The sequence below is a fragment of the Pseudobdellovibrionaceae bacterium genome (genome assembly GCA_020635075.1).
Taxonomy (GTDB): domain Bacteria; phylum Bdellovibrionota; class Bdellovibrionia; order Bdellovibrionales; family UBA1609; genus JADZEO01.
Genome location: JACKAM010000001.1, coordinates 2,192,275 through 2,213,048, shown reverse-complemented (window position 1 = coordinate 2,213,048; position 20,774 = coordinate 2,192,275). Strand labels below are relative to the sequence as shown.

At 49.9% G+C, this 20,774-nt stretch carries 25 protein-coding genes; 9 read left to right on the top strand and 16 right to left on the bottom strand.

Going from position 1 to position 20,774, the window contains the following annotated elements; translation table 11 throughout:
- Position 1: 1 nt before the first annotated feature.
- Genes H6624_09520 through H6624_09505 form a run of 4 tightly spaced genes read right to left on the bottom strand, consistent with a single transcriptional unit; the run spans position 2 to position 3,002 of the window.
- Positions 2 to 523 (bottom strand): macro domain-containing protein, encoded by a 522-nt coding sequence (locus tag H6624_09520; protein MCB9084574.1) that lies wholly within the window; start codon positions 521 to 523, stop codon positions 2 to 4.
- A gap of 1 nt (position 524) precedes the next feature.
- Positions 525 to 962: a DUF4433 domain-containing protein gene (locus tag H6624_09515; GenBank protein MCB9084573.1), complete on the bottom strand. Its 438-nt coding sequence runs from the start codon at positions 960 to 962 to the stop codon at positions 525 to 527.
- A gap of 32 nt (positions 963 to 994) precedes the next feature.
- On the bottom strand, positions 995 to 1,297 hold the full coding sequence (locus H6624_09510; protein MCB9084572.1) for a hypothetical protein: 303 nt from the start codon (positions 1,295 to 1,297) through the stop codon (positions 995 to 997).
- Between the two features lie 13 nt (positions 1,298 to 1,310).
- Positions 1,311 to 3,002 carry a hypothetical protein gene (locus tag H6624_09505; GenBank protein MCB9084571.1) on the bottom strand — a complete coding sequence of 564 codons (1,692 nt, stop codon included), beginning with the start codon at positions 3,000 to 3,002 and terminating at the stop codon, positions 1,311 to 1,313.
- Between the two features lie 600 nt (positions 3,003 to 3,602).
- On the opposite strand from H6624_09505, the gene H6624_09500 reads away from it, so the two are divergent.
- Complete coding sequence (locus H6624_09500) at positions 3,603 to 3,920, top strand: nucleotidyltransferase domain-containing protein (GenBank protein ID MCB9084570.1); 318 nt, start codon at positions 3,603 to 3,605, stop codon at positions 3,918 to 3,920.
- The gene (locus tag H6624_09495) at positions 3,895 to 4,323 is read left to right on the top strand and encodes a hypothetical protein (GenBank protein MCB9084569.1); all 429 of its coding nucleotides are present in this window, start codon (positions 3,895 to 3,897) and stop codon (positions 4,321 to 4,323) included. Before H6624_09500 ends, H6624_09495 begins: the two co-directional genes overlap by 26 nt.
- Before the next feature lie 84 nt (positions 4,324 to 4,407).
- Here the strand turns inward: H6624_09495 and H6624_09490 are convergent, their stop codons facing one another.
- The 5 genes from H6624_09490 to H6624_09470 form a co-directional block, all read right to left on the bottom strand.
- Complete coding sequence (locus H6624_09490; GenBank protein MCB9084568.1) at positions 4,408 to 5,010, bottom strand: hypothetical protein; 603 nt, start codon at positions 5,008 to 5,010, stop codon at positions 4,408 to 4,410.
- Positions 5,007 to 5,768, bottom strand: coding sequence for a nucleotidyl transferase AbiEii/AbiGii toxin family protein (locus H6624_09485; protein ID MCB9084567.1), 762 nt, complete (start codon positions 5,766 to 5,768; stop codon positions 5,007 to 5,009). The genes H6624_09490 and H6624_09485 overlap by 4 nt, the downstream gene beginning before the upstream one ends.
- A gap of 250 nt (positions 5,769 to 6,018) precedes the next feature.
- A complete protein-coding gene (locus H6624_09480) occupies positions 6,019 to 6,612 on the bottom strand; it encodes a mobile mystery protein B (protein ID MCB9084566.1) in 594 nt (197 codons plus the stop codon).
- Positions 6,613 to 6,614: 2 nt separating this feature from the next.
- Positions 6,615 to 7,124: a mobile mystery protein A gene (locus tag H6624_09475; GenBank protein MCB9084565.1), complete on the bottom strand. Its 510-nt coding sequence runs from the start codon at positions 7,122 to 7,124 to the stop codon at positions 6,615 to 6,617.
- A gap of 437 nt (positions 7,125 to 7,561) precedes the next feature.
- Entirely contained in the window at positions 7,562 to 8,074 is a 513-nt protein-coding gene (locus H6624_09470) for a hypothetical protein (protein MCB9084564.1), read from the bottom strand.
- A gap of 262 nt (positions 8,075 to 8,336) precedes the next feature.
- Here H6624_09470 and H6624_09465 point away from each other — a divergent pair, with 262 nt between their 5' ends.
- The 3 genes from H6624_09465 (at position 8,337) to H6624_09455 (ending at position 12,945) form a co-directional block, all read left to right on the top strand.
- Positions 8,337 to 9,548, top strand: a complete 1,212-nt coding sequence (locus tag H6624_09465) for a hypothetical protein (GenBank protein ID MCB9084563.1) — start codon at positions 8,337 to 8,339, stop codon at positions 9,546 to 9,548.
- Positions 9,548 to 10,690, top strand: coding sequence for a hypothetical protein (locus H6624_09460; protein ID MCB9084562.1), 1,143 nt, complete (start codon positions 9,548 to 9,550; stop codon positions 10,688 to 10,690). Before H6624_09465 ends, H6624_09460 begins: the two co-directional genes overlap by 1 nt.
- A 272-nt stretch (positions 10,691 to 10,962) precedes the next feature.
- A complete protein-coding gene (locus H6624_09455) occupies positions 10,963 to 12,945 on the top strand; it encodes a hypothetical protein (GenBank protein MCB9084561.1) in 1,983 nt (660 codons plus the stop codon).
- 6 nt (positions 12,946 to 12,951) lie between these two features.
- Here H6624_09455 and H6624_09450 read toward each other — a convergent pair whose 3' ends face one another.
- From H6624_09450 to H6624_09425, 6 genes are all read right to left on the bottom strand, one after another.
- A complete protein-coding gene (locus H6624_09450; GenBank protein ID MCB9084560.1) occupies positions 12,952 to 13,197 on the bottom strand; it encodes a hypothetical protein in 246 nt (81 codons plus the stop codon).
- The gene (locus tag H6624_09445) at positions 13,190 to 13,414 is read right to left on the bottom strand and encodes a DUF4160 domain-containing protein (GenBank protein MCB9084559.1); all 225 of its coding nucleotides are present in this window, start codon (positions 13,412 to 13,414) and stop codon (positions 13,190 to 13,192) included. Before H6624_09445 ends, H6624_09450 begins: the two co-directional genes overlap by 8 nt.
- A gap of 120 nt (positions 13,415 to 13,534) precedes the next feature.
- Complete coding sequence (locus H6624_09440) at positions 13,535 to 13,843, bottom strand: hypothetical protein (protein ID MCB9084558.1); 309 nt, start codon at positions 13,841 to 13,843, stop codon at positions 13,535 to 13,537.
- Positions 13,844 to 13,858: 15 nt separating this feature from the next.
- Positions 13,859 to 15,544 carry a hypothetical protein gene (locus H6624_09435; protein ID MCB9084557.1) on the bottom strand — a complete coding sequence of 562 codons (1,686 nt, stop codon included), beginning with the start codon at positions 15,542 to 15,544 and terminating at the stop codon, positions 13,859 to 13,861.
- Complete coding sequence (locus tag H6624_09430) at positions 15,531 to 16,676, bottom strand: hypothetical protein (protein MCB9084556.1); 1,146 nt, start codon at positions 16,674 to 16,676, stop codon at positions 15,531 to 15,533. Before H6624_09430 ends, H6624_09435 begins: the two co-directional genes overlap by 14 nt.
- Entirely contained in the window at positions 16,666 to 17,544 is an 879-nt protein-coding gene (locus H6624_09425) for a hypothetical protein (GenBank protein MCB9084555.1), read from the bottom strand. The genes H6624_09430 and H6624_09425 overlap by 11 nt, the downstream gene beginning before the upstream one ends.
- 302 nt (positions 17,545 to 17,846) lie before the next feature.
- On the opposite strand from H6624_09425, the gene H6624_09420 reads away from it, so the two are divergent.
- From H6624_09420 to H6624_09405, 4 genes are all read left to right on the top strand, one after another.
- On the top strand, positions 17,847 to 18,758 hold the full coding sequence (locus H6624_09420; protein MCB9084554.1) for a hypothetical protein: 912 nt from the start codon (positions 17,847 to 17,849) through the stop codon (positions 18,756 to 18,758).
- 107 nt (positions 18,759 to 18,865) lie between these two features.
- Complete coding sequence (locus tag H6624_09415; GenBank protein ID MCB9084553.1) at positions 18,866 to 19,303, top strand: host attachment protein; 438 nt, start codon at positions 18,866 to 18,868, stop codon at positions 19,301 to 19,303.
- Between the two features lie 70 nt (positions 19,304 to 19,373).
- A complete protein-coding gene (locus H6624_09410; protein ID MCB9084552.1) occupies positions 19,374 to 19,586 on the top strand; it encodes a hypothetical protein in 213 nt (70 codons plus the stop codon).
- A 6-nt stretch (positions 19,587 to 19,592) separates the two neighbouring features.
- Positions 19,593 to 19,979 carry a type II toxin-antitoxin system death-on-curing family toxin gene (locus H6624_09405; GenBank protein ID MCB9084551.1) on the top strand — a complete coding sequence of 129 codons (387 nt, stop codon included), beginning with the start codon at positions 19,593 to 19,595 and terminating at the stop codon, positions 19,977 to 19,979.
- 31 nt (positions 19,980 to 20,010) lie between these two features.
- Here H6624_09405 and H6624_09400 read toward each other — a convergent pair whose 3' ends face one another.
- Positions 20,011 to 20,772, bottom strand: a complete 762-nt coding sequence (locus H6624_09400; protein MCB9084550.1) for a hypothetical protein — start codon at positions 20,770 to 20,772, stop codon at positions 20,011 to 20,013.
- Between the last annotated feature and the right edge of the window lie 2 nt (positions 20,773 to 20,774).

Sequence of the window (20,774 nt, the reverse complement as noted above, 5' to 3'; positions counted from 1 at the left end):
GTTAGGGGTGGGCAGCAAAAGTATCTTCAGCGCCGGCTGAGTTATCTTTATCACTTCGCGAGCCTTTGTCTTCAGGGAGACTCTTCTCTGGTGCATATACATAGACATCGAGATCAGGGATTGATCCTAGGTATTGCTCAACGAGGGGCTGAACCTCGGACCATTGCAAGCCTCCGAGTCCACAGCCAAGGGCGGGCAGAGCCAAGGATTGAATTCCCATTTGTTCGTAATTTTCGGCCAAGAATTTCAATCCCTCATCGATATCCTGAAGGACTGATTTGTCACGCCAGTGTCTTTTGGTGGGGAAATTTAAGATCTGATGGGTTTCACTTTCCCACAAATAAGGTTGGCCGGGAAGAACTTGGTTATTGTCACAGCGGGTTTTGTAATCCTTAAAAAGTCCAGGAAATTGGTTTTTAAAGGCAAAAGCTAAGCCCTTTCCCATGACTCCAACACAATTAACAGGATTGGTGAGAACCTGTGCTGGAGACTTAAAGATATCGCCTTTTACGTAAGTAACCAAACTAACCACCTGTTCCGCGAGTACCGAAGTACCAGCTCGGGTTTACTTTGACGTTTTTTCTTACACCAAATTGCTTCGAAATGTCGAGAATTTGATTTTTTGCGTTTTGGTCATAGCAAATAAAATCAAGTATTTGGCTGGTTTTTAGGCGATCTGGGACGAGGATTTCTGCCTGTTTTTTCCTCTTGGCTTCAGGTTGCCCCGAATACTTGACCGTCCGAATGGCAGCCACATCCAGAATGTCCAAATCAGCAATAGTCTGGAAGTCCCTAAAGACTGTGTTGTTGGAGCGAGCATTTCCGTCGGTGATGACGATGCCTCCCTGACTTAATAGATCCAGAGAAAAGCGAATAAAGACGAGATATGGATTACTATCTTGATTGCAAGCCGGGCCGAGCTGGTATCTTTCGTGGATTTGTCGGTTTAGGGGCTTACTCATGAGTGAATCTTCAAAACAAAGAGCGTCTTCGACTAGTAGTCGTCGATATTGATGCCGAACTCGGCGAAGTCCTCTTTGGTCCAATCCGAGTTGTCCCTGAGCCATTCAATGGCGGGGGTGTAGGGGGTGTGGTAGACGATGAGGGAGGCGAGGACTTCCTTTAGTTCGAGGTCTTCTTCGCGAATAAACTCATCGATCACGTGGTTAACGAGTAAAGGCGTTTTTTCGATCTCTTTGTTAATCGCATAGGGAACCCCATCTGTGCTTCGAGTGTCGTCCTGTCTAAACTCTTCCCAGATTTGATCAAACCAATCGATTGCGTTATTAAGGCTCATATTGTCTCCAAATTCAGTCTGGGAATGCTGTAACAATCTGCAAATCAGAATTCAACGTAACTTTGACTCGAATTCCTCTTATGTAGGAGTAGGCATGCCGTCGCCCAGAGGTAGAAGCACCAACGACAGAATCCGAAACTTTGTTTAAGACAGTAAGGCCCGCAGATTCCGGAAATATACTTTTAAATCCAAAATACTTCATTCTCGAAATGTTATCTGTTTTGGCAGTCCAACCCATCCGGCTAAACGCCTCCCGCGGAAACTGTAGCCTGGTGACGCCGTTGGGGAGGGTTTGTCTTAAGATCACGCCGGCCTCTTGGTTGATGGTTGGGAACTTGGTGACGTCTTTAAAAATGTATTTTAACCCAAGTCGTTCGTTTTCGGCCAGAAAATGTTTGAGGCCGTAGTGAGTGTGCATGCCTCCACGGATTTTAAGTGAGGTGCGGGTAAGGGAGAACTCACCCTTCCAGATGTGCTCGATGGCGCCTTCGGCAAACGGGAGGGACTCTTTTTTACCGAGAGCCCACTTCATGCGATTGAGGGTGGCGGCTAGACGTGTGGAGATCACCGGCAAATGCTGTGTGGCTTTTGACAGGGCTCTGAAGGTCAGTCTTAGGGGCTTTCCTGGAACACCGGTCATCAATGTAAAGCCAGCGAGAGTTCGTTCGATGGAGCCTAGTTCTTCACCGGTAATGATATTGCGACCACTGAAGAATTCGGTGAAACTCCGAGCGTAACCGGTAAACGGATCCCACCCGATGAGGACATCGGCAGCCACGGTCGCCACATCTAAGAGCTCTTGAGTGAGTTGCTTTTCGCCTTCGACTGAAGCCTTGTCAGCCGCTCTTAGCGAGGCCTGGCCCACATTGTAAGCGAGTGCTTGGCCTGGGGCATGAATGTTTGCCTCGCTTAGCTGATCACGCAGAGGGATGGCTCGATCCAAAAACTCAGGGTCTTGAGAGGTGAACTCAAAAGATCTCAAGGTATAGGGCGAGCTCTGCCAGCCTTGGTGGCGAGCTATAAGAGCTGCCCTCACTCTTTCGGCCAAGGCCTGTGGGTCGACTTGTTTGAGAACCTCCTGGGTGCGGGTCAGGGCAACGCCGGCTCGGAGCTGGTCTTCGCTGATCTGACCAATCAGATTCTGAATAGCTTCGCGGTGCTCGTTGATTCGTCCGCGCAGTTTGCCCATGTTCCTGTCGTATTCGGCCTGGGCCTTGGAGAGTCCTGAGAACTCGGTGATGAGAATGCCGCCTATGGCAGCACCTGAGGCAATGCCGGCATTGATCAGGTCACTGCCAAATCCCCCGGTTTGGTTGTTACCTACCGTGCCCTCGGGCATAGGTCCCGTGCCCGATCCGTTGCCCTCGGGCATGGGCACTGTCCCTGAGCTATTGTCAGTGTACGGGAGATCGGCTTGACCAGGACTCGATAGGCTCACTTTAAAATAAGGAGTGCCATCTGGGAGGATGGATTTACTAATAAGAGTCGCCTGGTAAACCATGCCATCTTGATAGTGGAAAAACTCACTGCCAATATCGAGACCCGATAAAAATTGAGTGAGATCACCCCCGATGGCGCGAGTGTAAAGGAGCTCCAGAGGTTCTTCGGCTTGAGCCAATGGGGTGGCCAATGCCAGTTGCAGACAAAGGATAAGACGAAGAATTTGGGTGAGCTTTGAGAGCTCCTCCTTCAGTCTGAGTGTCATCCTGGAGATCCTCCTTAGAGTAAAGCAAAGGGCAGGGTAATTGCCTGTGGTGAGAGCCGCTTGTGAGGTACCCTGCTAACTGCGGTCATGTTTGGCTTAAGAGCAAGGAGGATACCAACGAAGAGAGGATGCCCTGGGATTTCCCATTCCCTTTAAAGACTGAGTAATCAATTGGTTAAAGGGGGATTGAGTCGCAGCGCTGCTTCTCTTCCCAGTCCGGAGTTTCGGAATCTGGTCCAGGATCTCGGACCGGGCATACTATTGAGGCGAGACAAATCTGGGACTTGCTATTTACGCATTTTACGTATATTCTTACGTTAAATGCGTAAATCAATTCTTGATGCTCTTTTTCCGAAGACCCGGCAAGCGATTCTCTCTGCTTGCCTACTTCATCCCGACAAATGGTGGTATCTCTCGGATCTGGCCAACCACTTGGGGCTTTCGCCCTCGAGTCTTCAGCGTGAACTTGCATCCCTGACATCAGCCGAAATCCTTGAGTCTCGTAAGGAGGGTAACAGGGTCTATTACAAAGCCAATCCTTCCTTGCCGGGTGTTACGGATTTGCAGTCGCTCCTGATTAAGACGGGTGGGGTTGCCGACGTGATTAAATCGGTTTTGAAAAAGCATTCGGATCAAATAGAACTCGCTTTTATCTACGGCTCAATGGCCAGGGGCGAAGAGATAGCTACGAGTGATGTAGACGTCATGATTGTTGGCAAGCTTAAGCTTTCCGACTTTGTTTCGGCACTAAAGAGGGCTGAGAAATCGCTCGACCGAGAGATCAATCCGACAATTTTTTCGCCGAAAGAGTTTGCATTAAAGGCCAGTAAAGGAGACTCATTTGTCAAAACGGTCTGCGAAGGTGAAAAAATATTCTTGAAGGGAAACCCTGATGAGCTTGCAGCCTTGGTTGAATAATGGGGATATCCAGAAGGTTGTGGTTACCGACAAATCATTGGGTAACCTGCTTAAGCTGATCGAGCGGGATCTGAAGGATTGTCAGGTCAAAGGCGTGTCTGCGGATCGACGGTATGCGACTGCGTATGGCGCAGCTCTAAATCTAGCTAATCTTGTTATTCGTAAAGGGGGCTATCGAGTTACTGGAAGAATCGGGCACCACAAAACCACCTTTGATGTTGCGAGTGAGATTCTCGGGGCAAAGGCCAAAAAGTATATCGACTTCTTTGATCTTTGCCGTCGGAAACGCAACAAAGTCGATTATGACCTCGCTGATTTTGTCTCGGAAACCGAAGTGGACGAATTGATCGATGCAGTTAATGAGTTCAAGATGTTCATTGAGGCTGCCACAGAGGCTGGGTAGGACCTTGCCCTAGCACGGGTCATGGAATGAATTGATCAGTTTTAGCTTGCTCGATGGTTCCAGGATCTCGGACAGCAATAGGGATTAGGACAATTCCGTTAATCGGGTAAACACAAGGCCACGGGTGCGGCCTGAGGGAATCATTTGGCAATATTGGTGGGCTTTTTTCCAGGAGAAGGACTTTGGGATTTCGATCTCGGGCAAGGTCTTGAACTGTCGGGACTTGCTGGGAGAAAAATAGAAGTAATCAACCAGGGCCTTTTCGGGCGAAGCCATTTTTAGATAGGGTTTGATGTACTCAAATCCAGCGAAGAACTTCGGGTGGCAGTGGTGGAATGAAATCACACCCAGCAGCGTCTTGACGACATTAGATCGATCCAGGGTGACAGCGTAGATACGACTGGGGATCTGTTCGATGACTCCGTGAAAGAACAGGGCGCTGTGAAGGGAAATATAGCTTTCCTTTGGGGCTGTTAGAAAATCTGGGATTTGTAATGGGTCAAGTTCCCCGGAGGTGAGAGCCCATTTTCCTCTTTTAAGCCTCGTAACGATCTGCTGATCCTCAAGAGCCTTAAGATACTTGCCGGCAGAGTGTTCAGAAATACTCAAATAGGCCGCCGCCTCTGAGGTAGTAAACAGAGGCGTTGCGAACTTTTGAATGGCAGCGAGAAATTGAATCGAGTTCACTCTTTCTCCGGCAGGTTTTGGATAAACAGCAAAACGTCTTCTTGGATTTGATCCCAAACCTTGGGAATTTGGTAATAATCTTGGTATTCAGTCATCAAGTAGGGCCATACCTGAGACATGAAGTCGTCATAACCAATGGACATGAGAACATCTCCACAGAGTTCTTTGTCTTGCGCTGATAAAACCAGCTGCTGAGATTCAGGAAAAGAGTCTTTGAGAAATTTCAGGTCGATAATGTCACGAGCCTGAGTCTCGACTCGCCCCTTCAGGGCCTGAATCTTCTGTTTGGTTGCTTTGGCGGGATTGTAGTGTTGAATCAACAGGGGCTGGAGCTTGTGGTACTGGGTGATCTGACTATTGACGAACTCCACCGCGCTGTTTGAGATATCAGGTGTTCGCCGCGAAAATTCGATTTTAGTTGGAATCGGAGTGCTGAGGCCATTGATCCCTATCGCGGCTTTCCAGCGTTGGGTGGTGTCGGTCTGTTTTGGCGCCGACCAATCGACGAGCTCCAGGCCACGGCTGATCAGGAGCGTTTGAAAATCCTTAGAGTTGAGGATCTTATCGACGTTTCTTTTTAGTGTTTGAGGCTGAACGGTGACGACATCTAGGTCGATGTCTTCTGAATACCTGATAGAGTTGAAGAAAAAGCGTAAGTTACAGCCCCCCTTAAGGCACCAAAGCTTTCTGTCGACTTTGGCTGCCAGCTGGGAGCACCACAACAAATGAAACTTTTCGATAGATGATCTGATTTCCATGGTTTTAATAATACAAGTTATAGAAATATAAGTCTATAAAATGTTTTATTATTTACGAGGAGGTTTGATATTAAATGATAATTTTCAACTATTTAGCTTATATTTAGGGAAGGGGATAGGGGAGGGGGTGGATCCCAGAAGGTACCGGGTATCTTTGGGTGCTGCGGGGGGTTCATTTCTGGTATCAGATATCAAGATATCAGATACCCGATATCCGAGATGGGTGGAAAGGAGATCACCCCAGCCGTCATTAGGCCCTGACAAACTTCAACAGCGGATCGAAATTGCCGAGATCGGCTTCCTTAAGGGCCGAGATGTACGCCTCACGGGTAGGTCCTTCGATGTCGACTGGATTGGAGTTTAAATTGGCCCCCCAAGTAAATGGGGTCAGGTTGTTCATTTCAAGTAAAACGTCTGTCATCAGACGCGCATGTCGCCCATTCCCGTTAGGGAAAATGTGAATCCCGACGAGCCGAGAATGGAAGCGAACGCCGATTTCATCCCAGGAAAATGTCTGATTCTCGATCCAATGACGAGTATCACTAAACAGAAGTCCCAACTGGTTCATGATCTGTTCAGACATGACGCCGATGTTTTTGTTGGAAGTCCGTTGTTTTCCGGCCCACTTCCAGACATCGCCAAACATTTGCTTGTGAAGGTCCAAGGCGAATGTTGTGTTGAGAATGTCCGTTCGTTTTTTTTGACCAAGCCAGAGAAGAGCGTTTTCGATGTTTTTGCCCTCAAGTTCATTGAGCTCGCCTTGAGTCGTAATGTAGTTGGGGATTAATCCAGCAGTCTCATTGGGATCAAGAGGTGTGGCCCCGGGCGGGTAGACGAGCTTCATTTTTAACTCCTTTTACCCTTGTTGTCTTTTTTTCTTGAGTTCCACAGTCTGCCATCCATTTGGGCTTTCAAGTCATTGGCGATCTCACGAACGCGCTTTTCAATATTCTTTGAAGTTCGCTTTTGTGCTTCTAGTTGCATTGAGTGCTCAACTTTGTGGACGATTTCTTTTGCGAGGGCCATAGCCTTTTCATCTAGGATACTATCCAGAGAGTTGTAGCCGTCTTTGGGCACAAGTGCGTAGACGAGCTTGCAGCCCATGGCGTCTGCCGCCTTGTCCAGGAGTTCGAGAGTGATCTTTTTTTGTTTCTCACGACTCTCCATGCGTACGACAGCCGAGTGGTCGACACGGAGGAGATCAGCGAGTTGACGGGAGTTGATTCCCAAGGCCCCGCGTATAGCCTTGACCCATCCCGAGGGCGGCGTTTTCTCTGATCGCAGCTTGAGCCAAGGACGGAGCTTTTGCTCAACGATCGACTTCTGGTTTTGGGTGGACTTTCGTTTTGTCTTCATCCTATTATCGTGTCATATAATTCACCAAAAGTAAATTATATGGTGAATTAAATATCACCAAAAATAGTGCATTTGGTGAGTTAAACATCATCAAAAATGCACTTAAATAATTGATATTAAAGTAATTTACTGCTGTTCAATTGCTTGGGCAATGATCATCGCCTCAGTAGTGAAATCTCCTTAAGTCCAGTCGGGAAGGACTCTGCGGTTTTTACCGGCGCAATCGGAAGAGTCTGAGGGGTGCCGGGGTTGGCCCAGGGGATTCTGATATCGGATATCAAGATATCAGATACCCGATATCAGAGTTGGATGGGGCCGAAGCCGGGGTTTTTACAGTTTGATGTTGGGCATTTTCACTGGCGGGCGAGGACGGGGAGGAGGTTCGCCGCCCATGAGTTTGAAGACTTCTTTCAAGAACTCAATGTACTCTTCGTAGGTCATGGCATTGTCCTCAAGGATTGAATGAACTCGAGCTCATCAAAGATCCGGGCGTATTCGTCAATACGGTTTTGGTCTAAGCCTTTGCAGGTCTTCATTAGGGACTGAATATCGGCCTTGTCTTGGAACTCACGCTCGGGAGCGTTCTTGTAAGCCTGGATCTTAAGGCCAATCAAATCCTCGGCATCAACAACAGGAACTGGGAAATTATTGATGGGCTTTGCTCGTGCCAGCATCTGCTGGGAGTGATGTCGGTTGGCAAATAGGATATCAAGCTGGCCTGGGCCACTTAAATGAAGAACTTCGGTCGTTTCACAGTCTACGCGAAATCCCGCTTGCTCGAGACTGCTTTTGACAAGTGCCTTGTCGGTTCCATCAACCAGAAGATCGATATCTACAGTCGCCCGCACGATACGGTGGGCTGCCAAAGCAAATCCGCCAATCAAAGCATAACGAATTGAGTTTTTGTCAAGAGCCCCACTGGCTCTCGTCAACGTGTCTTCAATTTTCATGGGATCATTCTACCTGGTCGGGGTTCAAGGAGGTACCTGTTTTTCCTGTCCAGGGCCCTCAGGGCTTGAGGCCGAGATCACAGCAAGGGTGCGGGTCTTGACCCCGGACCGTCAAATTGATCGACGATTTTCCAAGAAATCCAAAAGTGCGTGAAAAATCCCGATATTGAAGGCGAAGCGATGGGGGCTTGAGGCCCTTCAATCGTTTTGATTTGGTACGGATTTAGCTAGGAAATCAGGACTAAAGGAAGACTCACAAAGCATGAACAAGGTCCCATCACCTGTAGACCAAATCTATCGCCGGTTTGATCGTTTTCTTCGGTCTTTGCTGGGCTGTGGGCCATTAGCTTTGGTTCTGATTTTGGTCGTTGGCTTGTCCATTTCTGTCACCAGTCTTGCCGCCGGCAGTGCGAACTCCCGCCGAGGAGATTACGTCATTGGTGATGGCGGGTCCTCTATCTACGGCGGTCAATTCACCCCTGCAGTCTTGCGTTGGACCGAGCCGGTCGATGGCTATCATCCCGAGGGCTGCGACAACTCGCCAGGGCTGGCGAAAAACTTAAAGCAGTTTGGGCAGGTGATTCCTGCGGCCATCATGGGCCGAGATAGCCGCTGTCCCTTGCCCTATGACCGCACGGCCACTGATGTGGACAAGATGTTTTATGGTGTCGGAGCCATGTTTTACGATGGGCGGGATGGGGCATGTAAAACTAACGTGGGCGCCCCTTGCCAGTCTACTGCCCATTTGATTCTGGATGGGGATATGGTCATTTCGACGGCGCACACATTTAGAGATTCCAAGTCGGGCCGTCGAATGTCAGATGCGGAAATTAGGAAATTTACGTTTACCACGAAGGTTTGGGTACCAGAGGAGTTTAGGAAGGATCCACGAATTCCCTATGAGTTTCGTTACTATGAGATCGACGATTATGAGTTCGGAACCAATGATGAGGAGAGAGAGCCAAACAAAGATTACGTATTCCTAAAGCTAAAGGAAAGAGTGGGGCAGAGGGTAGGTCCATTGGATTCTAACTGGAGGGAGATTAGAAGTCAGAGAATTGAAGTACCTGAGAGTAGGTTGTCGCAACCACTTCCTTTCAAGAGAGTGGATAGATCCAAATTGCCAAATGTGGTAATGACCGTCGGATTTAGCAATGATAAAGGGGTGGAAGTTCAGAAGAATTGTGAGCCATTTGGGCTTTACGACCCTAGTTCTAATCATCCAGGGGCAAGGTACCCAGGGTTGCTGCCTCATGATGGTGATACTCTCGGGGTATCCTCTGGGTCCTCGTTATCAATGCTGGTGGGGGATCGGCCACATTTTGTAGCTTTGCACCGCGGGACGTATGGCGACGGAGTTAGGTTTCCTGAGCGAGGCGACTTTAATATCAATCGCCGGTTTAACGAAGCCATCGATGGCAACACGTTCTACAACCACTTTATGGAGTTTCGCCGTAAGTGGGGGCGGAATTGATGGGACGCCTGGTTTGTGTTTTTGCCACCTATCTGATTTCCGCTCTAGTACTACCATCAGTGGCAACAGCGGCAGGCAGTGCGAGCTCCCGCCGGGGCGATTACGTTATTAGTGACGGTGGGTCCTCTATCTACGGTGGTCAATTCACCCCTGCAGTCTTGCGTTGGACCGAGCCGGTCGATGGCTATCATCCCGAGGGCTGCGACAACTCGCCAGGGCTGGCGAAAAACCTGAAGCAGTTTGGGCAGGTGATTCCTGCGGCCATCATGGGCCGAGATAGCCGCTGTCCGTTGCCCTATGACCGCACGGCCACTGATGTGGATAAGATGTTTTATGGTGTCGGAGCCATGTTTTACGATGGGCGGGATAAGGCATGTAGGATATCGAATGAGACTCCGTGCCAGTCATCGAGCCAGTTGGTCATGGATGGGGACATGGTGATTACAACAGCGCACACATTTAGAGACAAGATTTCTGGCAGGCGCATGAGTGATGCTGAAATCAAGAAGTTTATTTTTACGGTGAAGGTGTGGGTGCCAAGGGAATTGAGAAGGGACTCGAATGAGGCCTATGAGTGGCGGTATTACGATGTTGAAGATTATGAGTTTGGAACTGACGATGAGGAGCGCAATCCCAATAAGGACTATGCATTTATTAAGCTTAGGGAAAGAGTGGGCGCGCGGGTGGGGCCTTTAGATCAGAACTGGAACGAAATCAAATCTCAAGCCATGGCCGTCCCAAAAGACAAACAGGTACCTGTTTTACCATTTAAGAAGCTTGATCGTACGGCTTTGCCTAATGTCGTGATGACTGTGGGTTTTAGTTCCGACAAAAAGACTGTTGTTCAGAAGAACTGTGAGCCATTTAGACTTTTTGACCCCCCAGCTGGTCATCCTAGTTTGTCCCATCCCGGGTTACTCATTCATGATGGAGATACGGGCAGCACTTCTTCCGGATCTGCGCTCACGTTGCTGAATGCGAATAAACCCCACTTTGCAGCACTTCACCGAGGTACCTTTTGGAAGGGATCCAAGACCTTTGAGGGCCCATTTGATTTGAATTCCAGATTCAACGAAGCAATAGATTCCAATAGCTTTTATGACCATTTCATGGAATTCCGCCGCAAGTTCGGTCGGAACTAGGCGGAAGGCGCCAAGGGTTTCGAAATCGTCCTGGTCAGGTCATCGGAAGAGTCCTAGGGCTTTTGAGTTCGCAGTAGAAGAAACCTTTCCCGGTGAATCCAAGTCAATCAACAACCTGTTTGAGCAACACTTTGGCAGCAATTGATTCGGAAAAAGCTGATTACTCACTAAATGCAGTTGGTTCACTGATTGTTCTAAAGTGAGGCGTCCCCTCAGTCGATAAGACTTTGGGCCAGGATATCTGCCGTGGCCCAAATAAGGGTGGGACAAATATGAAGCTTGTTTCCGAGTTTTCCTGGAAATCCGTGTGTTTACTTGTGGCGACCTCATTTTTGGTGGCCCCCATGACTTGGGCCGAAGAGGGTGATCCGGGTCTTCACTGTCCCTATGAGTTCGACAGGCATTTGAATCACTGCGGAAAGCGCCACCCAGATGGTTCGTTTACCCCCTCCTTTAAACTAAGTACCTCAAATGTAGTCCACTACAATGAGAACTACGAAAATCTGTCTGGGTATGGAGTGGGATGGGATGAGGTACAGTTTCCCGATCCTATTGAATGGGATCGGTTTGGCGGAGCCAGGACCGGAGAGGTTGACGGTAGTGGTAACGCTAATTGCCGATTTGGGATGGCCTGCCCCAATGGTGCAGATAACCAAAAGGCAGCGCCGATTGCGGCGCCAATGCCGGCGGCAAGGCCGGTGGGAGATCCTGCGGCAGGGGATCCGGCGGCTCCGGGAAATGGTGCGGCGACAGCTTCTTGTGTGAACGATGTCAGGCAGGCCAGTGCCGGTTCTCCCTTGTGTGACGCCGATGGAAAGCCCACTTGTTATCCAGAGGGTAATACGGCCCTTCAGCAGTCAGGGATTCCTAAGTGTGGAGCTGATGGGCGACCTGAGACGAGTCAGGCGAGAAATCCTGATGAACAGCAACCAGGGCAACAGCAGGTGGGCGAAGGTCCTCCAGCTGGGTTTCCCCAGGAAGCTGAAGTGAACAGTGACCGTGACTACTGTGAAGACTCGCAGAACAAGGCGCGGATCTGTTGTAATGATCCCATTCAATGTGTCTCGGGCTTAAGTGGTCCGAGTGCGGGCTCGGTGGCAGCCGTTGGATCACTGGCCATGGGTGCTCTTGGTGTTTATGCCATGAGTGGTAACGGCAATGATCCAGACGGCATTGCCAAGAACTGCGAACTTATGAAAAAACTCGGTATGGGTGGAGCGGTTGCTAACACAGCCCTTGGAGCCAAGTGCTTTACTGAGAAAGGCAGCTGCGAAGATCGTTGTGGCAAGGTGGAGAACAAATATAAGCAAGTCCTTCGTGATTGCGATCAGCTAGATACTGTTTGGCGGGCGAACAATGGCCAAGGCCAGCGCTGCCCTGCCAGTTGGAAGGGTAATTATCAATCAGTGCTGGCGACAGCCAATGGTCGTCGTGAGCGCTGTACCAGCTACAATGCCAATGTGGCGGCGATGGGTCAGCAGGCCGTACAAAGTGCAGCGGCCAGTAAGTTTGCCGAGATGTGCGAGAAGGCCGCGACGGCACAAAACACAGGATTCCCTGATATTGATCAGCAGCCGGTCTTTAACGGCGACTGTAATGATCCGGTGAATGCATCTAATCCCATTTGTGTGAAATGTCGTGGACCCGCGGCTCAGTACGATCCTCTTTGCCGAGGCTTGAACGGTGGCCAACAGGTCAATCGCGGAAGTGGCAGTGGGTTTAGCCAGGCGGACTTTGGCACTCGCAAAGTGGATGGCAGTGACTTGAATGTTCCGACTGTTGATGCGCAAAAACAAAACGCTGTTTTTGGTGACGGCATGGGATCGGCAGCAAGAGCCAATGCCGTTCCACAAAACGGTGGCGGTTTTACCGGCGGCTCAGGTGGCGGCGGAGGGGGCTTTCCCTTTGGTGGCGGCCAAGGAGGGGGCGGTGAAGGTGGTGGTTACGATACTGACATTATGAAGGGTGTTGGTGGTGGCGGTGGCTACACGGTGAGTGGTGTTCCCGTTGAATCCCAGGGTGGTTACCGTGGTCCATCGAGCTTTGGCGGTGGCGGGCGCGACCCGAATCCCTTTAACAAGTTTAATCTTAAAAACTACCTTCCAGGTGGTGAAAAAGACCCGAAACGGCGTGGCCTTGCGGGACTGAACACGGGCAAGTCCGAGATTGGCCAGCCCCACGAGGATATTTTCCAGCGGGTGTCAAACCGTGTGAAAGTTCTCTGCAAAATGAAGCGGCTTTACGACTGCAAGTAGGGTCTTTTAGGACACCCTAGTTTTCCTTTTGATGGACTTTTTCTTAGGAGCCTTTTGAGACTCAGTCCATTGGGTCAGGATTTCTCTCATTAATACCTGGTATTTGCCTTGGTATTCGTCGGTTAGACTGAGTCTTTTGAGGTCCTTCACCAAGGAGAGAGGAAGCCGGATGGAAATATGGGCGGTCATGTTGCTTTCATCGAACTCCGCATCAGGAATTTCAACAGTTCCAGTCTTAATTTTCTTAGTCATGGCGCTCTCTCCATTCATCAAGTAGGTAGTCTTGAAGGTCAGTGACGGCCGCAATGATCTTCTTCAGAGTACTCTTTGAAAATCCAGTCTCACTGTCCATTACTTCGAGAGTGTTGAGGTTGATCCGCACTGAAGCACCCCCGCCTTCGATGTGAACATGGGGCGGATTGTGGTCATTCTCGTTGATCTTGAACTTTAGATGCCTTGTGCTCAACACCGTCGTCATCTACACAGTATATACTGTATATACAAAATGTCAACTAGGCTGTGGATGGGCGGTGCAAGTAGACGAGTTTTCAGTGAAAAAACAGGCAGCTGGTGAAGGGTTAGCTGCTTACTAATCCTTGTAGTCGTCGATATTAATGCCGAACTCAGCGAAATCCTCTTTGGTCCAATCCGAGTTGTCCCTGAGCCATTCAATGGCGGGGGTGTAGGGGGTGTGGTAGACGATGAGGGAGGCGAGGATGCGTTTGAAATGGTGGTCCTCTTCGCGAACAAACTCGTCAATTATCCTATTCACCAAAAGCGGTGTTTCCTCCAATTCCTTATCAATAGTATAGGGAATACCATCTTCATTTTGATCTTCACTAGCCTTGAATTCGGCCCAAACCCTTTCAAACCAATCTATCGCTAAACTCAAGCTCATTTAAAACTCCAGCGCCTACTCTGGGTAAGCGGTACTTATATGTCCAAGTTTATTGGTCGATATTTTGACTCTGATTCCACCAACGTATGATATGTGGCCGTTGCCAATATTTGGAATCGGCTTCGTTAGATTCGCCAACTTGGACAAATCCGAAAGATCAAAACCTAGAGGGAAAACAGATTTGATCCCGTGATGTAGAGTTGGGGAATCTGGGAGGCGAATGGTTTTCCAACCCTGCCGGCTAAACGCCTCCCGAGGAAACTGTAGTCTGGTCACACCATTGGGGAGAGTTTGTCTTAAGATCACGCCGGCTTCCTGGTTGATGGTTGGGAACTTGGTGACGTCCCTAAAAATATACTTTAACCCAAGACGCTCGTTTTCGGCCAGGAAATGTTTGAGCCCGTGATGGGTGTGCATGCCTCCGCGAATTTTAAGCGAGGTGCGGGTGAGGGAAAATTCGCCCTTCCAGATGTGCTGGATGGCTCCTGGGGCAAATGGCAGTGACTCTTTTTTACCAAGAGCCCACTTCATGCGATTGAGAGTGGCGGCAAGGCGTGTGGAGATGACAGGCAAATGCTGAGTGGCCTTTGACAAGGCTCTGAAGGTCAGTCTTAGAGGTTTATTGGGTACACCGGTCATCAAGGTGAAGCCAGCGAGAGTTCGGTCGATACTGTTTAGCTCTTCTCCGGTGATGATGTTGCGGCCACTGAAGAACTCGGTAAAACTTCGGGCGTAACCCGTAAAGGGGTCCCAACCGACCAGGACATCGGCAGCCACTGTGGCTAGGTCAAGAAGCTCTTGGGTGAGGTGTTTTTCGCCTTGGACTGAGGCTTGATCAGCTGCCCTGAGCGAAGCCTGGCCCACATTGTAGGCGAGTGCTTGGCCTGGGGCGTGAATGTTAGCCTCGCTCAATTGATCACGCAGAGGGAGGGCGCGCCCTAAAAACTCAGGATCATGAGAGGTGAATTCAAAAGACCTAAGTGTATATGGAGAGCTTTGCCAGCCTTGGTGGCGAGCTATAAGAGCGGCCCTCACTCTTTCGGCCAAGGCCTGTGGGTCGACTTCTTTAAGAACCTCTTGGGTGCGGGTGAGGGCGACTCCTGCTCGGAGCTGGTCTTCGCTGATCTGACCAATCAGATTCTGAATAGCTTCGCGGTGCTCGTTGATTCGTCCGCGCAGTTCGCCCATGTTCCTTTCGTATTCGGCCTGGGCATCAGCGAGTCCTGAGAACTCGGTGATAAGAATGCCGCCGATGGCAGCACCTGAGGCAATGCCGGCGTTGATGAGATCGCCGCCAAATCCCCCTGATCCGTTGTTACTTGTACCACCTTCGGGCATAGATCCCGTGCCTAAACCGTTCCCATCGGGCATGGGCCCTGTGCCTGAACCATTACCAGACGCTGAGAGCTCGGCCTGGCCGGGGTTCGATAGGCTCACATCAAAATAGGGAGTGCCATCCGGGAGGATGGATTTACTAATAAGAGTCGCCTCGTAAACCATACCATCTTGATCGTGAAAAAACCGACTACCAACATCAAGGCCCGCTAAAAACTGAGTGAGATCACTGCCGATAGCTCGGGTGTAGAGCAGCTCCAGAGGTTCTTCGGCTCGGGCCAAAGGGATGGTCAATGCCAGCTGCAGGCAAAGCACCAAGCGCAGGCCTTGCTTGAGTGCCTGCAGAATTGATTCAGTGAATCTCATGGTTGGGACCTCCATCGGGCTTGGTCTCATCGTAGAGGCGCTCTTCGACGTAATCCAAAAGGTCGAGTAGGTCTTGATCCCGATTGTTGACATCGCATACGGGTTGAAGGGTCAAAAGGTCGGACCTCATCGATTCGATTCCGGCATAGAGGTCATCTCGATCTAACAAAGACAAAGAAGGTCCTCGGCGGCGGAACTCGCCAACCTTTTTGATGAGGTGGACTTTTAGGTACATTCGCTTTCGATGGCAGAGTTCGTACTCGGGATCTGGCGCATCCTTCGATGAGAGCTCGTCAAGGGCAATTGAAGCCAAAAGCTTTCCGTAGGATTTGAGGGTTTCGTCATACATCTCGGTCAATGCCGATTGGCTTTGGCTAATCTCAATGATCATTTGCTGAGGATCAATGGGGAGGGGGCCAAAGATTTGGCTGATCTCGGTGCACTGGTAGGAGTGAAGGGCTTTTAGATGAGAAACCACAATCCTTGATTGCACGAGAAAGACTTGCACAGTGGTCAACCACTCTTCGAGTTGTTTTGGATCATTCGAGAATCCATCTTGAGTCATCGGAGATTGAGAGAGCACCCGGCCTGCTTCTTCGAGTTTTTGGCTGGCGGAGTGGAGCCCCTGAAGGTGATACTGATAAATGCGACCAAAGGCTTCCAGTCTTTCTCGTTCGAGCCTCATTTGTGTCTCGATGGCCGCCATGATTGCTTGATTGTATTTCATCATTTTCTTCCTATGTCCGATTCCCAGTGCCAGCTCACTCAGTTGAGCCCCCATTACATAAAGCCCCAAAGCTGGGTGGACGACCCCACCCAAATGAAGTGTTCCCCAAAAGCGATCCCGGTCAGTTTTGCCCTGGGTCAGATGATAGCCTGCCAAGATAAAGCTGATCCCGCGGACCACATGTGTCCCTAAATGGGGGACGGCCGAAGTCGTTCCAGTTTGCCCAACCCTATTGAGGTAAGTCTCAATGTAAGAGTTGAGCTTGATATGCAAAAACTGGTTGCTATAGCTGGTGGCGATCTTCGACTCGATCGAGGCCCCTGCTCCTTGAGGGAGAACAAGGCTCAAAACGAGGATCAGCGGCAGCAATACCAGTTTTAGCAGCGAATTGGTTTTACCCACCATGGGCTGCGATCTCTTGCTTGTTTTGTTCGATGCGGGTTTCGATAGAGGGTCGAAGCTGGGTGAGCTCTATCAGTTTGATCTCCGCTTGCTCGTATAGGTCTCTAAGTTCAGTGACATTAAGCCGCGAGAGGATATCCCGTAGTCGGGTTTGGTTATTGAGAATCGAGCCACCGAGTTCATCAACAGTGCTCTTGAGGGCTTGCTGGTACCCGGGAGTGTGATTGGGATCGTCAATTCCGGCAGGATCTTTAGTCTCGGATTGAAGTTGGGCGAGGATTTCCTCATAGGCAGATTGAAGAAGGCTAAGATCAGTCGTGGTGCGTTCGGTTTCTCGCTTGGTGAGCTGGAGAAATTCGATTTGCTGATAAACCTGGTCCTTGAATTTACCAACATAGTTGATACCCGTGGATAAAACGGATGCGAGGGTCTCCAAATCCCGGTTGTGCTGGAGTTTTGCCTCTACAAATTCTTTGTTTTTTGCTGCGAGCTCTTGGGCGTGCTTTTCTGCCGCAGCTGCTGCGGCTTCTTCCTGAGCCTTTTTGTCTCGGGCTTTCTCTTCGTCCCGCTTACGACCGTGGCCTCCAGCGGTCACCACATCAGCGGCGGCATCGGCGGCGCCTCTAGTTGCATCGCCGATGTCGCGACCGATCTGGTCGGCGAGATCACCGGCCCCATGGGCCACATCTTCGATCGTTTTGCCACCATTTTGAATGCCCTTTTCAATGGTTTTACCGGCATCAATAACTGTACGATTAATCCGTTTCAGCCACTTCGGTGTTTTTGCCACAGCTCCAGTTGGGGTTGCCAAGGATATGGCGATAAAGGTCAATATTGGTAAATGTACCGGTATAAATCTGTTTGATTTCATCTGGAGAACCTCCGTTCCATCAGTTTGTAATTGGGCCATTGAGCAAGGCCGGGGCCACCGAACGGGTGGTTGAATTCCACGCAGTAGAAATTTCAAAACCAAGACTTTCGGGGATTTATCTGGTGTGAGTGATGTGAAGGCCGGGCAAGACCGATTCCGAAGTCTCGGAATCCGGTCCGAGTTTTCGGACAAACGCGTCCTCAACAGCAATCTCCGAGGCGACTTTCGATAAAGTTACGGGCACAGATCGTGCAATCGAGGCGGGAGTTCAAAATGGTAGGTAAATTTAAAGCGAGAATATTATGAAAACGATGAAACTAATATCATTTATATGTGTGGTTGCTACAACGGGTCTTCTGCTTGGATGCGGATCTCCGCCCGAGGATGAGAGTGCGAAACTAAAGAGAGAACACAATGAGAGACTGGCTGAGCTTGAAAGGGCTAGGGGCCAAGGCCTTGATGGACTGAAAAATGAGGCCGAGGGCCAGGGCATTTTTGCTAACGTGACCGGGGAGGCTTTGGCCGCTGTTCTGTCGGGCAAGGAATATGGAATGAAGGCGCGAGGGCTCGATGCCTATAAGGAGGTCAACCCGCTTCGATCCGTGTCGGATCTGGATTTGGCTTGGCTAAAGGAGAAGAACTGCATCCTTGAAGGAAGCCTTGAAAAGATTGAAGTGTATTGCTTAGGCTGGGCATGGCTGTTTGAAACTCGGTACTCTGCAAAATGGAAGATGTTTGATCGTCTGCATTCGGAGTTGACCCAGTGGATGGTCGTCAATGTTCAAGGGAAACCCGAGACCGAGGTCAAAATGGTCGAGCAAGCATTGAGCAGCATTGATCGATGGGTAGCCGACCGGGAGGCCATGTACGTGGTGATGCGAAGTGCGATAGCGGAGGCCGTCCGAATTTTTGAGTCGGAATCAGAAAGCCAACAGAAATTCATACCCCTGCATACCCGCGCTTATCACCAAGCTGAGCGAGTTCTAAAGCGTTGGGGATGCAAGGAAGGCGATGACGGGGTGGTCGTATGCCCAGTCGAAGTATGGTCCACACTTGAAACCAAACATCGGGATCAGATGTTCTATGAAATCGAACAGTCTGTGAAGGTACACTCAGAGCCCTTGAATCCCAATTGGGACATTAGGACCCAGGAGAGGTTCACGAAGTGGAAGCCCATTCTTATGGAAAATTGGGAGAAGCTCAAAAGCCTTTAGAATTGTTGAATTCCAGCGTGGCGCGGGGCCGCACCCGTGGGAACCCGGTACCTTTTGGGAAAAAGTCTGGTAGATTGCCGGAAACGTAGACCAGAGGAGGATAAGCCATGCTGGAGAAGTTAACTTGGGTGGTCGTAGCTGATGAGAGCCAAGCCAAAGTGTTTTCATATCTGCATCTTCATAAGGGCTTAGACTTTAAAACTTGCCTGGCCTTCCCAGAGGGGCAGGACAAGATCCATGAATTCACCACTGAAAGACCGACCCGCAAGAACTACACCCAGACGCACAAGCACACATCGGCCGGAGAGGTGGACGTGGAGCACCAGCTGTCTCAGCAGTTTGCCAAAGAGGTTGCTGAGTATTTGGATCAGGCGAGAACGGCCAAGAAGTTTGAAGAGCTAGTGATCATTGCGCCTCCTAAGTTCTTGGGCGATCTGCGCGCCAAACTCTCGACAGGGACGGCTAAAGTGGTCAAAGCCACCATCAATAAAGAGCTGACCCATGCGCCGACTGAAGAGGTCATGAAGCAGGTAGAAGCTCTTTAATAGATAAGTAATTTTAGTTACTTATAAGATTGCCTTGATTTTTCATGAATTTTCATGAAAAATCAAGGTTATGAAGCCTAAGAAGTTTGCCACCCAAATCGATGAAGAGACTCTGGAGGACCTCAAATCCTATGCCGCTGAGACCGGGCGTAGCATCTCCAGTGTGGTCAATGAAGCCGTCGTTGAGTACTTGGCCAAGTCTCGGGTGCGACCGGTGTTCTTGTCAGCCATGGATGAAGTGCTAAAGGACAATGAAGAACTGTTAAAGCGACTGGCGAAGTAATTCTGGATGAAGACCACCCTATATCCAACTTTAGAAGAGGCATTAGAACTTCATCACCATTTGTTGCAAAGATTTGGCGGAAAGGGTGGGGTTCGTGACCTGGGGCTTTTACAGAGTGCACTTGGGCGGCCACAGACCGGGTACTATCAGTCGCTTTCTCTGCAGGCGGCGGCCCTGATGCAGAGCTTGGCGCAAAACCACTCATTTGTTGATGGCAATAAGCGTGTTTCCTTTGCTCTGACAGCAATCTTTTTAAGAATGAATGGCTATCGATTGGTGGTTGAGCCTGACAATGGCGAGGAATTCTTGATTGAACAGGTGATTAGAGGCAAGGTCGATATCGAAACCATCGCCAGATGGATTGAGGCGCACATCCGACCCGTGAAAGGGTGACGAATGTCTGTGCCAGCTTTCCTCGCCGATACTAAAAGAACTTCTTCAGGACTCGCTTGATGTTGGGGTGATGTTTGGTTGCGCCTGGGATCACTTGATTCACCAGGTTTTCCACATGAGTGGGGTAGTCGTTTTTAAATTTAACGAACTTGGAACTCCACTCGGATAAGTAGTGGTTGATTTTCGGGTTAGTGAGGCTGCGGCGGTGAACGTAGGGCTGGTTGTACCAGTCCATAAACTCACTGCCTTCGCCGGCCTTTTCATAGACCGCCGCTCGGTAAGGCCACTTGTCGATGCGGCGCCAGTTGGGTTCGCCATCAAGGAAGCGGCTTAGGGTGGCTCCCGTCCAGATTTGCGTGTCGTCGACCGCCATTGTGCCGCCCACTTTGAGCATTCTTTGGCTGTAGTACCAGTCAATAAAAGGCGTGGGAAAGCCGTGTCCGCCATCAATCAACACAAAGTCCAAATCCTTGGGACAAGATTGGGGCAAGACAAGCTCAGACATGCCGACCAGAAACTTCAATCCCTTGGTGGGAAACCCTTTGTCTTCACAAAAGTTGAGAATGCGATCGACTTCCCCCTGGCTGGCCACAACTGAAGTGTGGTCCGTTTCGGCTTGGGCAAACAAAACGGTGCTGATGCCGGCACCGGTTTCCAAGGTCTTCATTCCGGGTTTGGCGTTTTTTTGGATGTAGTCAGCCAAAACTTCAGTCACGTACCAGGCGGCCTCATGCCCTGCTGAATCGCGGTGAATGTGAGGTAAAATCTGTTGAATTTCTCTAAAATCCATCATGG

Coding starts and splice junctions, on each gene's coding strand:
- H6624_09510 (MCB9084572.1), bottom strand. CDS start 1,297: ATGAGCCTTAATAACGCAATCGATTGGTTTGATCAAATCTGGGAAGAG.
- H6624_09485 (MCB9084567.1), bottom strand. CDS start 5,768: ATGGAAATCAGATCATCTATCGAAAAGTTTCATTTGTTGTGGTGCTCC.
- H6624_09475 (MCB9084565.1), bottom strand. CDS start 7,124: ATGAAGACAAAACGAAAGTCCACCCAAAACCAGAAGTCGATCGTTGAG.
- H6624_09415 (MCB9084553.1), top strand. CDS start 18,866: ATGCTGGAGAAGTTAACTTGGGTGGTCGTAGCTGATGAGAGCCAAGCC.
- H6624_09455 (MCB9084561.1), top strand. CDS start 10,963: ATGAAGCTTGTTTCCGAGTTTTCCTGGAAATCCGTGTGTTTACTTGTG.
- H6624_09430 (MCB9084556.1), bottom strand. CDS start 16,676: ATGGTGGGTAAAACCAATTCGCTGCTAAAACTGGTATTGCTGCCGCTG.
- H6624_09505 (MCB9084571.1), bottom strand. CDS start 3,002: ATGACACTCAGACTGAAGGAGGAGCTCTCAAAGCTCACCCAAATTCTT.
- H6624_09465 (MCB9084563.1), top strand. CDS start 8,337: ATGAACAAGGTCCCATCACCTGTAGACCAAATCTATCGCCGGTTTGAT.
- H6624_09440 (MCB9084558.1), bottom strand. CDS start 13,843: ATGAGCTTGAGTTTAGCGATAGATTGGTTTGAAAGGGTTTGGGCCGAA.
- H6624_09435 (MCB9084557.1), bottom strand. CDS start 15,544: ATGAGATTCACTGAATCAATTCTGCAGGCACTCAAGCAAGGCCTGCGC.
- H6624_09420 (MCB9084554.1), top strand. CDS start 17,847: ATGAAAACGATGAAACTAATATCATTTATATGTGTGGTTGCTACAACG.
- H6624_09470 (MCB9084564.1), bottom strand. CDS start 8,074: ATGAAAATTGAAGACACGTTGACGAGAGCCAGTGGGGCTCTTGACAAA.
- H6624_09480 (MCB9084566.1), bottom strand. CDS start 6,612: ATGAAGCTCGTCTACCCGCCCGGGGCCACACCTCTTGATCCCAATGAG.
- H6624_09410 (MCB9084552.1), top strand. CDS start 19,374: ATGAAGCCTAAGAAGTTTGCCACCCAAATCGATGAAGAGACTCTGGAG.
- H6624_09495 (MCB9084569.1), top strand. CDS start 3,895: ATGAGCTTGCAGCCTTGGTTGAATAATGGGGATATCCAGAAGGTTGTG.
- H6624_09425 (MCB9084555.1), bottom strand. CDS start 17,544: ATGAAATCAAACAGATTTATACCGGTACATTTACCAATATTGACCTTT.
- H6624_09450 (MCB9084560.1), bottom strand. CDS start 13,197: ATGACTAAGAAAATTAAGACTGGAACTGTTGAAATTCCTGATGCGGAG.
- H6624_09460 (MCB9084562.1), top strand. CDS start 9,548: ATGGGACGCCTGGTTTGTGTTTTTGCCACCTATCTGATTTCCGCTCTA.
- H6624_09405 (MCB9084551.1), top strand. CDS start 19,593: ATGAAGACCACCCTATATCCAACTTTAGAAGAGGCATTAGAACTTCAT.
- H6624_09400 (MCB9084550.1), bottom strand. CDS start 20,772: ATGATGGATTTTAGAGAAATTCAACAGATTTTACCTCACATTCACCGC.
- H6624_09515 (MCB9084573.1), bottom strand. CDS start 962: ATGAGTAAGCCCCTAAACCGACAAATCCACGAAAGATACCAGCTCGGC.